A 10,350-nucleotide genomic window follows, 5' to 3' on the forward strand; every position below is an offset into this window, starting at 1 on the left:
ATGTTATGGGTCGATACACAAAACAAGATGTGATAGACCTCGTCAGAGAAAACGATGTAGAATTTATCAGACTACAGTTTTCTGACTTGTTCGGAACAATGAAGAACGTCGCGATCACCGCAAGACAGCTTGAGAAAGCATTAGATAACAAGTGTACATTTGATGGATCCAGTGTTGATGGATTTGTCCGCATTGAAGAATCTGATATGTATTTATATCCAGATCTTGACAGCTTTGCGATCTTCCCGTGGAATGCGGGAGGAAACCGTGTGGCAAGACTGATCTGTGATGTATATGGTCAGGATGGACTCCCATTTGAAGGGGATCCAAGAAATGTACTAAAACGTGTGATGGTTGAGTGCCAGAAGATGGGGTATAAATTTAACGTCGGTCCGGAATGTGAATTTTTCTTATTCCACACAGATGAAGAAGGCCGCCCAACGACGGTTTCTCATGAGAAAGCCGGATATTTTGATGTAGCTCCATTAGACCTTGGAGAAAGTGCCAGAAGAGATATGATCTTGAATCTTGAGGATATGGGATTTGAGATCGAGGCATCTCATCATGAAGTTGCACCTGCACAGCATGAGATCGACTTTAAGTACGACAATGCCTTAAGAACGGCCGATAACATCCTCACATTTAAATTTATCGTAAAATATATTGCCAAAAGACATGGACTTTATGCAAGTTTTATGCCGAAACCAATTACAGGAGTGGATGGTTCTGGAATGCATCTTAACATGTCCTTATGGAAGAATGGAAAGAACATTTTCGCTGATTCTAAGAATGAACTTGGGATCAGTGATGAAGCTTTCTATTTTATGGCAGGAGTCATGGAACATGCAAATGAGATGTGTCTGATCACAAATCCACTGGTCAACTCTTATAAGAGAATCGTACCAGGATATGAGGCACCGGTTGATGTTTCATGGTCACCGTCAAACAGAAGCCCGCTCATTCGAGTACCGGCAGCCCGTGGAAGCGGAACAAGACTTGAATTTCGTAGTCCTGATTCTGCAGCCAATCCTTACCTTGCACTGGCAGTCAGCCTTGCAGCAGGATTAGATGGGATCAAGCGCAAATTAACCCCTGGAAAGGGTTCCATGAAGAATCAGTATGAGATGGCTGAGGGAGAAAAACAAAAAGCAGGAATCAATACACTGCCAAGAGACATGAAAGAAGCTCTTGAGATTTTCAAACAAAGCACTTATATGAAAGAACTCTTAGGAGATCATATCTTTAATAAATATGTGGAAGCTAAGAGTTCTGAATGGGAATCTTACCAACAGTTCGTATCACAATGGGAAGTCGATCGTTATTTATATAAGATCTAATGATTGACAGATACTTGATACGGGAGGTGAGAAGCTTGGTAAACGTCATCGTTTTATTCCCGAAAACAGAAGTCGCCAGAAGTATCAGAAATCTTCTGGTAAGAAGCGGTTTTGAAGTAACCGCTGTGTGTGCAACGGGTGCACAGGTAGTTCAACGTATGGAAGGTGTTGAGGAAGGGCTTGTCGTCTGCGGATACAAATGCTCAGATATGATCTACAGCGAGTTAAGAGAATACCTCTCAGGAGAGATAAAGATGCTGTTGATCGCTTCTCGCCAATATTTAGATGACTGTGTGTATTCGAACGTGACAGGACTTCCGATGCCTCTTAAGGGGCATGAACTTGTCGAGAAAACGAGAGAGATCGTTACCGAAATTTCTGAGAAGCAAAGACGAAGGAAACAACGGCCGAAACAACGTACCAGAGAAGAAATCCGTCTGCTTGATGAAGTCAAAGAATTACTGATGCAGAACAATCAGATCACAGAAAGTGAAGCCCACACATATATACAGCAGCGAAGTATGAACAGTGGTGTGGGACTTATCGAAATGGCAAAAATGATCAAAGAATCATTAATATATCATAACTAGGAGGAATTTATGTTTAAAATTAACGACAATTACTTGAAACTGCCTGGAAGCTACTTATTTTCAACAATTGCGAAAAAAGTGAATGCATATTCTGAGGCAAACCCTGACAAAAATATTATTCGTTTAGGAATTGGAGACGTAACACAGCCTCTGGCACCAGCGATCATTGACTCTTTACACAAAGCAGTAGATGAAATGGGACATGCAGAAACATTTCACGGATACGCACCAGACCTTGGATATGAATTTTTAAGAAATGCAATCGCAAAGAATGATTATCAGGATCGTGGAGCAGATATCAAAGCAGATGAAATCTTTGTAAGTGATGGAGCAAAATGTGATTCTGGAAATATTCAGGAAATCTTTGCACAGGATAACAAGATTGCCGTATGTGACCCTGTATACCCAGTATATGTAGATACAAACGTTATGGCAGGAAGAGCCGGAACATATGATAAAGCAACAGAAACATGGAGTGATGTTATCTACATGCCATGTACAGCAGAGAATAACTTCGCACCAGATTTCCCAAGCGAAGTACCAGATATCATTTACCTTTGCTTCCCTAACAATCCAACTGGATCAACAATCACAAAAGACCAGTTACAGGGATGGGTAGACTATGCAAACAAAAACGGATGCGTGATCATTTATGATGCAGCATACGAAGCATATATCTCAGAAGATAACGTTGCACACACAATTTATGAATGTGAAGGTGCAAGAACATGTGCGATCGAATTAAAGAGTTTCTCTAAGAACGCAGGATTTACAGGAGTTCGTTTAGGATATACTGTTATCCCTAAAGATTTAAAATGTGGAGATACACAGTTACATGCGTTATGGGCAAGACGTCACGGAACAAAATATAACGGAGCTCCATACATCGTACAGAGAGCTGGAGAAGCAGTTTACTCTGAAGCCGGAAAAGCTCAGTTAAAAGAACAGGTTGGATACTACATGAACAATGCAAAAGTAATCTTTAACGGATTACAGGATGCAGGATACACAGTATCTGGTGGTGTCAATGCACCATACATCTGGTTAAAGACACCAGACAACATGACATCTTGGGAATTCTTCGATCATCTGTTAGAAGATGCCAACGTCGTTGGAACACCAGGATCAGGATTCGGACCAAGCGGAGAAGGATACTTCCGACTTACAGCGTTTGGTAACTATGAGAATACAGTTGAAGCGATCGAACGAATCAAGAGAATGTAATTTAATTATTAAATTAAATATGCGATTTAGAAAAGAATGGGATATCAGGAATAGGGTGTTCCATTCTTTTTTTGTTTAGGCTATAATAAATCATAAGGTAGAAAAAGAAAGTTCATGTAAAAAGTGATAGAAATAAAGGATAGGCTTAATTAAAATTTCGGTAAACCTGTCCTTTATTTTGTAATTATGAGATTTTTCTTGTATTAAATCCATTTTTTATATACAATAGAAGAAATATAAATTAAGATTTTCAAAAAAGGAGATTTAAGACCAATGAAGAAGTTAGCTCTTGCTCAGGAATTAAAGGAAAATGCTTATCCAGGACGTGGAATCGTTATTGGAAGATCCAAAGATGGAAAGAAAGCGGTGACTGCATACTTTATCATGGGACGCAGTGAGAACAGTCGTAACCGTGTTTTTGTAGAAGATGGAGAAGGAATCCGCACACAGGCATTTGATCCAGCGAAGTTAGAAGATCCAAGCCTTATCATCTATGCACCTGTCCGTGTTCTTGGGGACGAAACGATCGTTACGAATGGAGATCAGACAGACACTGTTTATGAAGGAAGAGAAAAAGGACTTACTTTTGAGCAGTCTTTAAGAAGCCGTGAGTTTGAACCAGACGGACCAAACTATACACCAAGAATCTCAGGTCTTATGAAGATTGCAGACGGAACATTCCACTATGCAATGTCCATTTTAAAGAGTGATAATGGAAATCCAGAATCCTGTAACCGATACACATATACATATGAGAATCCGATCGCAGGAGAAGGACGTTTTATCCATACATATATGCATGATGGAAATCCACTTCCAAGCTTCGAGGGAGAACCTAAATTTGTTGGAATCGAAGAAGATATCGATGATTTCACAAACACACTTTGGAACAGCTTAAATGAAGACAACAAAGTATCTCTATTTGTACGTTATATTGATATTGCAACAGGGGAATATGAGACAAGAATCGTAAATAAGAACAAATAATCAGTCAATCAGCAGATCAAAGGAGAAGAAAAATGAAGGAATTAGAATTAAAGTACGGATGTAATCCAAACCAGAAACCATCAAGAATCTATATGGCAGACGGAAGTGAGCTTCCAATCGAAGTATTAAACGGAAGACCAGGGTACATCAACTTTTTGGATGCATTTAATGGATGGCAGCTGGTAAGAGAATTAAAGAAAGCAACAGGACTTCCTGCTGCAACTTCTTTCAAACACGTATCACCTGCGGGAGCATCTGTAGGACGTCCAATGTCTGATACCTTAAAGAAGATCTACTGGGTAGACGATATGGGAGATTTATCTCCATTAGCATGTGCATATGCCAGAGCAAGAGGTGCAGATCGTATGTCTTCATTCGGTGACTTTATTTCTTTATCTGATGTATGTGATGCAGATACAGCACGTCTGATCAAGAGAGAAGTATCTGACGGAGTGATCGCACCAGGATATACAGATGAAGCACTGGAAATCTTAAAAGCAAAGAAAAACGGAAACTATAACATCATTAAGATCGATGAGAACTATACACCAGCACCATTAGAGCATAAACAGGTCTTTGGTGTTACATTTGAACAGGGAAGACAGGAACTTCCAATTGATGATGAATTATTATCTAATATTGTGACAGAGAATAAAAACATTCCTGAAGAAGCATTGATCGATATGAAGATTTCTCTGATCGTATTAAAGTATACACAGTCTAATTCTGTATGCTTTGTAAAAGATGGACAGGCAATTGGAATTGGAGCAGGACAGCAGTCTCGTGTACATTGTACAAGACTTGCTGGACAGAAAGCAGACAACTGGTGGTTAAGACAGTGTCCAAAAGTTATGAATCTGCCATTTAAAGAAAAGATCCGCCGTGCAGACAGAGATAATGCGATCGATCTTTATATCGGAGACGAATACATGGATGTCTTAGCAGACGGAGCATGGGAAAATATCTTTACTGAGAAACCAGAAGTGTTCACAAAAGAAGAGAAGAGAGCATGGTTAGACAAATTAACAGATGTTACCTTAGGATCTGATGCATTTTTCCCATTCTTTGATAATATCGAGAGAGCACATAAGAGTGGAGTAAAATACATCGCACAGCCAGGTGGATCAGTCAGAGATGAGGCCGTTATTGACTGCTGTAACAAATACAACATGGCAATGGCATTTACAGGAATCAGATTATTCCATCACTAGAATTTCAAAAGACATAAAAACATATCAATTAACAAGATACTGGCAGGAGCCACGGTTTCATGACTGCTGCCAGTATGATATCTCAAAGAAAATTTCAATCAGATTACCAAAGAAAAATAGGATACATGTACGAAAAAAGTACCGAAAATAAGACTTGTTATTTATTTAACGAGAAAATTTATCGGATAGGTATATTGTATTCAATCTAAATTTTGTTATAATAAAAGTAGTTAGATTAGGCTAACTTATAAATGTAATAGAAATTATTTTGATCCAAGAAATGGAGGAGTTTTCAAAATGAAACAGTTTGAAGAATGGGAAGGTTTTAAAGGTAGAATGTGGAAGGAAGAAATCAATACAAGAGATTTCATCCAGGAAAACTACACACCTTATGATGGAGATGCAAGCTTCCTTGCAGGACCTACAGAAGCAACAGATAAATTATGGGGTATCTTACAGGGACTTCAGAAAGAAGAACGAAAAAAAGGCGGAGTTCTTGATATGGATACAGACATCGTATCTTCTTTAACTTCTCACGGACCTGGTTATATTAGTGAAGAAACAAAAGATTTAGAACAGATCGTTGGTCTTCAGACAGACAAACCATTAAAACGTGCATTTATGCCATATGGTGGTATCAAAATGGCAGAAGAATCTTGTCGTAACTATGGTTATGAACCAAGTGAAAGATTACATGAAATCTTTACAAAATATTCAAAGACTCATAACACAGCTGTTTTTGATGCTTATACACCAGAAATGAAAAAAGCAAGACATAACAAGATCATCACAGGTCTTCCAGATACTTATGGACGTGGTCGTATTGTAGGTGACTACCGTCGTGTTGCTTTATACGGAATCGACTACTTATTAGAAGAAAAAGAAAATGATTTTGCAAACTGCGGATGCGGTGTTATGACAGATGATGTGATCCGTCTTCGTGAAGAATTAGCAGAACAGAAAAAAGCATTAAAAGGCATGAAGGAAATGGCTCAGATTTATGGATTTGACATTTCAAGACCGGCTAAAACTGCAAAAGAAGCAATTCAGTGGATGTACTTTGGATATTTAGCAGCGATCAAAACTCAGAATGGAGCTGCTATGAGTATCGGACGTGTTTCTACATTCCTTGATATCTATATTCAGCGTGACCTTGACAAAGGAATCATCACAGAAGAAGAAGCACAGGAAATGATCGACCATTTAACAATGAAATTCAGAATGGTTAAATTCGCAAGAATTCCTTCTTACAACCAGTTATTCTCAGGAGACCCAGTATGGGCAACACTTGATCTTGCTGGTATCGGTGTAGATGGACGTTCTATGGTTACAAAGACAGACTTCCGTTTCTTGCATACATTAGAGAACATGGGACCATCACCAGAGCCAAACATCACTGTATTATATTCTTCTGCACTTCCAGAGAATTTCAAGAAATATGCAGCTGATATTTCTATCCGTACAAGCTCTATCCAGTACGAAAATGATGATGTCATGAAACCAGTATGGGGAGATGACTATGCAATCTGCTGCTGTGTATCTGCGACTAAGACTGGTAAAGAAATGCAGTTCTTCGGAGCAAGAGCAAACCTTGCAAAATGCTTATTATATGCGATCAATGGTGGTGTAGACTGTAAGACAAAACAGCAGGTAGGACCAGCCTACAAACCTATCATGTCTGAATACTTAGATTATGATGAAGTTATGCAGAAATATGACGTTATGATGGATTGGTTAGTAGACCTTTATGTAAATACATTAAACTTAATCCAGTATATGCATGACAAATATTACTATGAAGCAGCGGAATTAGCATTAATGGATACAGAACTTGAAAGAACATTCGCAACAGGAATCGCGGGATTCTCTCATGCAGTTGATTCTTTAAGCGCCATCAAATACGCAAAAGTTAAAGCAATCCGTGATGAAGAAGGATTAGTTGTTGATTACGAAATCGACGGAGAGTTCCCTAAATACGGAAACGATGATGACAGAGCAGATGATATCGCAGTATGGCTGTTAAGAACATTCTTAGCAAAGATCAAAAAACATCACACATATCGTAACTCTGAACCTACAACATCTATCCTGACGATCACATCTAACGTTGTATACGGAAAAGCAACAGGAACAATGCCAGATGGTAGAAAAGCAGGAGAACCATTAGCACCAGGAGCGAACCCAAGTTATGGTGCAGAGCAGAACGGATTATTAGCATCCTTAAACTCTGTAGCTAAGATTCCATACGAATGGGCATTAGATGGTATTTCTAATACACAGACGATCAACCCAGATGCTTTAGGACATGAAGATGGGGAAAGAATCAATAACCTTGTAAATGTCATGGATGGATACTTTGATCAGGGAGCGCATCACTTAAATGTAAACGTATTCGGTAAAGAGAAACTGATCGATGCGATGGAACATCCTGAAAAAGAAGAATATGCAAACTTCACGATCCGTGTATCTGGATATGCAGTGAAATTCATCGACTTAACAAGAGAACAGCAGATGGACGTTATTTCCAGAACATGTCATAAAACAATGTAATTTGAATTAGTGGAAAAGAATTATGAATGAAAAAATAACCGGAAAAATCCATTCCATCGAGACTTTTGGTCTTGTGGATGGTCCCGGTGTGCGGTTTATCGCTTTCATGCAGGGCTGCCGGATGAGATGCCAATATTGCCATAATCCGGAGACCTGGCAGGAAAACTGCGGTGAAGACTGGCAGCCTGAAGCCCTCTTAAAGAGGGCTTTGCGTTACCGCATGTACTGGGGAAAAGATGGAGGGATCACAGTTAGTGGTGGAGAACCTCTCTTACAGATCGACTTTTTAATTGAATTTTTTAAACTGGCAAAACAAGAAGGAATTCACACAGCCGTGGATACCTCTGCCAATCCATATACAAAAGAAGAATCATTCCATACAAAATGGTTAGAATTAATGAAATACACCGACCTTGTCATCTTAGACTTAAAAGAAATGGACGAGAAAAAACACAAGAAATTGACAGGCTGTCCAAACAGCAATATTTTAGCAATGGCACAGGAAGTCTCAGACCTAGGAGTAGATCTGTGGATCCGTCATGTGCTTGTCCCAGACCTAACAGACGATGAAGAAGGACTAGCAGACTTAAAACACTTCATCGATGGACTAAAGACAGTCAAGAGAGTAGAAATCTTGCCATACCATACACTTGGACTCTTTAAATGGAAAAAATTAGGAATTAAGTATCCGTTAGAAGGGGTACAGCCACCAAGTGAAGAAGCCGTAGCAAAGGCAGAAAAGATTCTTGGTATCGAGAAAACTTCTCAAAAATAAAGGTAGACAAATCATCCAAGATAGGATATTATAATAACAGTTAGTTAAGACTAACCAACATAAAACAAAAACAAAACATAACAAAGCTAGAAAATCTGACCAGACTTCCTTGGGTCGGATTTTTTATTTGGCTTTTTAAGCGTGTTGAATATGTATGAGTCAATAAAAATGGATATGCGAAGGTTACAAGTGGATTATCAGTTTTTGGGCAGACAAATATAGATGAAAAATCACCAAAACTTGATATTAGTAAAGATGTAGCTGGAAAAAAATAATGAGAATGATATTGAAAGAATTCTTGATGATAAAGATGGAAATGGAAGTGTTAAGATCATATCAGATAAAGAATTTATGACGGAGAAAGTAGAAACGCCAGTTGATGATTCAATGCAAACAAGAGGAATTACTACATATGTGAAAAATGGAAGTGCTCAAAAATATGGAAAAGAATATAGTCCAAAATCTGGGGATAAATTCGTACTTAGTGTTACAAAAGGTGAAACGGTAGTATTGACAAAAGAAATTACGAAAAGTTCTAAATACAAAATAGAAAGTGGGGTAGCACTTGAAGTAGGGTCTATTACACAAGGATTAGCTTCAAGCATGACCGCAAAATATACAAAGAGTACAAAATATACAGGACCAACAACCAAAGGTACAAATACAAAATTAAAAGAAGAAAATATTATATTTTCAATTCCGAGTAAATATTTGAAATATAGTATAGATAAGAAAGTAAAATAAACTTTTATTAATTTATATCACAGATTTTTGTGAATTAGAATGTATTTATGGATGATTATATAGTATAAAATTGTAATATAAGAGTATTGATATTTCGCAAAAAATATGTATATACTGACATATACACAAAATAAAACATTAAGGAGAATAACACATGAAAAAGAAATTATCAATACTACTTGCAGGGGTATGCCTAACAGCTGCACTATACAGCGCAGGCACAACTTACGGACAAAACAAAACCAACTCCGCCAAGCAGAAAGAAGACACAGTCACAACAAACAAATACCAAGGCGTAACGATCAAAGACAAAGCCAAAGGAAAAGTGACAAAACAACAGGTCAGAGAACTAAAAAAAGAACACTCCGGTAAAGATGAGAAAAACATCATTATCTGGGAAGCAGAAGAAGCGAAATAGAGGGGAAAGAAATGTTAATACCAGATCTAATTATACAACTTATCACAGTAGTTATTGGAGTGGTACTATATACAGCTATATTTAAAATAGTAAAAAATGTGATTCATAAAATAATACATTAAAGAGGACAGTATTAGTTTTAGGGAAACAGTTGTGATATAACCAACACATCTTATTATTCAATAGTTCTTTCCAATAAACTTCAAGTATGTAAGATATCATAACAATCAAATAGTTCCCGTCCACAACGATTAGCGTTTTATCATTATTTTTGACCGATTCGCAGCCGACATGGTGTATTGTCTGAGCGATATGGAAGTCATTTTGGACTTCCATAAGCGAGTTATACAAGGAATGTCGGCGAATCAGCGATCGGTCAAAAATGATGAATAAAACGCGTGTTGTGGACGGGAACTATTTGATTGTTATGATAGAGACTGTTTCAAGTTTTGTGTAAACACAAAAAACTGATATAAGATTAATCAATAGTTATGAGGGTTATGAGTCAAATTTT

General features: G+C 37.9%; 9 protein-coding genes. All 9 read left to right on the top strand.

Annotated features, from left to right (window positions below):
* The first annotated feature begins 5 nt into the window (after positions 1-5).
* The 9 genes from glnA to OCV53_RS04505 all read left to right on the top strand — a co-directional run bounded on the left by glnA (position 6) and on the right by OCV53_RS04505 (position 9,836).
* Entirely contained in the window at positions 6-1,337 is a 1,332-nt protein-coding gene (gene glnA, locus OCV53_RS04465; protein WP_055196708.1) for a type I glutamate--ammonia ligase, read from the top strand.
* 26 nt (positions 1,338-1,363) lie between these two features.
* Positions 1,364-1,927, top strand: coding sequence for an ANTAR domain-containing response regulator (locus OCV53_RS04470; RefSeq protein WP_242852113.1), 564 nt, complete (start codon positions 1,364-1,366; stop codon positions 1,925-1,927).
* 9 nt (positions 1,928-1,936) lie between these two features.
* A complete protein-coding gene (locus tag OCV53_RS04475) occupies positions 1,937-3,151 on the top strand; it encodes an LL-diaminopimelate aminotransferase (RefSeq protein WP_008391995.1) in 1,215 nt (404 codons plus the stop codon).
* Between the two features lie 273 nt (positions 3,152-3,424).
* A complete protein-coding gene (locus OCV53_RS04480; protein ID WP_055196710.1) occupies positions 3,425-4,138 on the top strand; it encodes an IMP cyclohydrolase in 714 nt (237 codons plus the stop codon).
* A gap of 32 nt (positions 4,139-4,170) precedes the next feature.
* A complete protein-coding gene (locus tag OCV53_RS04485; RefSeq protein ID WP_055196711.1) occupies positions 4,171-5,349 on the top strand; it encodes a phosphoribosylaminoimidazolecarboxamide formyltransferase in 1,179 nt (392 codons plus the stop codon).
* Between the two features lie 297 nt (positions 5,350-5,646).
* Complete coding sequence (gene pflB / locus OCV53_RS04490) at positions 5,647-7,899, top strand: formate C-acetyltransferase (protein WP_055196712.1); 2,253 nt, start codon at positions 5,647-5,649, stop codon at positions 7,897-7,899.
* A gap of 22 nt (positions 7,900-7,921) precedes the next feature.
* The gene (gene pflA, locus OCV53_RS04495) at positions 7,922-8,674 is read left to right on the top strand and encodes a pyruvate formate-lyase-activating protein (protein ID WP_055196713.1); all 753 of its coding nucleotides are present in this window, start codon (positions 7,922-7,924) and stop codon (positions 8,672-8,674) included.
* 351 nt (positions 8,675-9,025) lie between these two features.
* Positions 9,026-9,418: a hypothetical protein gene (locus tag OCV53_RS04500; protein WP_055196714.1), complete on the top strand. Its 393-nt coding sequence runs from the start codon at positions 9,026-9,028 to the stop codon at positions 9,416-9,418.
* Between the two features lie 154 nt (positions 9,419-9,572).
* Positions 9,573-9,836, top strand: coding sequence for a hypothetical protein (locus OCV53_RS04505; protein WP_044924068.1), 264 nt, complete (start codon positions 9,573-9,575; stop codon positions 9,834-9,836).
* Positions 9,837-10,350 lie beyond the last annotated feature (514 nt).

Source organism: Anaerostipes amylophilus (assembly GCF_025567365.1).
Lineage (GTDB): Bacteria > Bacillota > Clostridia > Lachnospirales > Lachnospiraceae > Anaerostipes > Anaerostipes amylophilus.

Coding starts and splice junctions, on each gene's coding strand:
- glnA (WP_055196708.1), top strand. CDS start 6: ATGGGTCGATACACAAAACAAGATGTGATAGACCTCGTCAGAGAAAAC.
- OCV53_RS04475 (WP_008391995.1), top strand. CDS start 1,937: ATGTTTAAAATTAACGACAATTACTTGAAACTGCCTGGAAGCTACTTA.
- OCV53_RS04480 (WP_055196710.1), top strand. CDS start 3,425: ATGAAGAAGTTAGCTCTTGCTCAGGAATTAAAGGAAAATGCTTATCCA.
- OCV53_RS04485 (WP_055196711.1), top strand. CDS start 4,171: ATGAAGGAATTAGAATTAAAGTACGGATGTAATCCAAACCAGAAACCA.
- pflB (WP_055196712.1), top strand. CDS start 5,647: ATGAAACAGTTTGAAGAATGGGAAGGTTTTAAAGGTAGAATGTGGAAG.
- pflA (WP_055196713.1), top strand. CDS start 7,922: ATGAATGAAAAAATAACCGGAAAAATCCATTCCATCGAGACTTTTGGT.
- OCV53_RS04500 (WP_055196714.1), top strand. CDS start 9,026: ATGACGGAGAAAGTAGAAACGCCAGTTGATGATTCAATGCAAACAAGA.
- OCV53_RS04505 (WP_044924068.1), top strand. CDS start 9,573: ATGAAAAAGAAATTATCAATACTACTTGCAGGGGTATGCCTAACAGCT.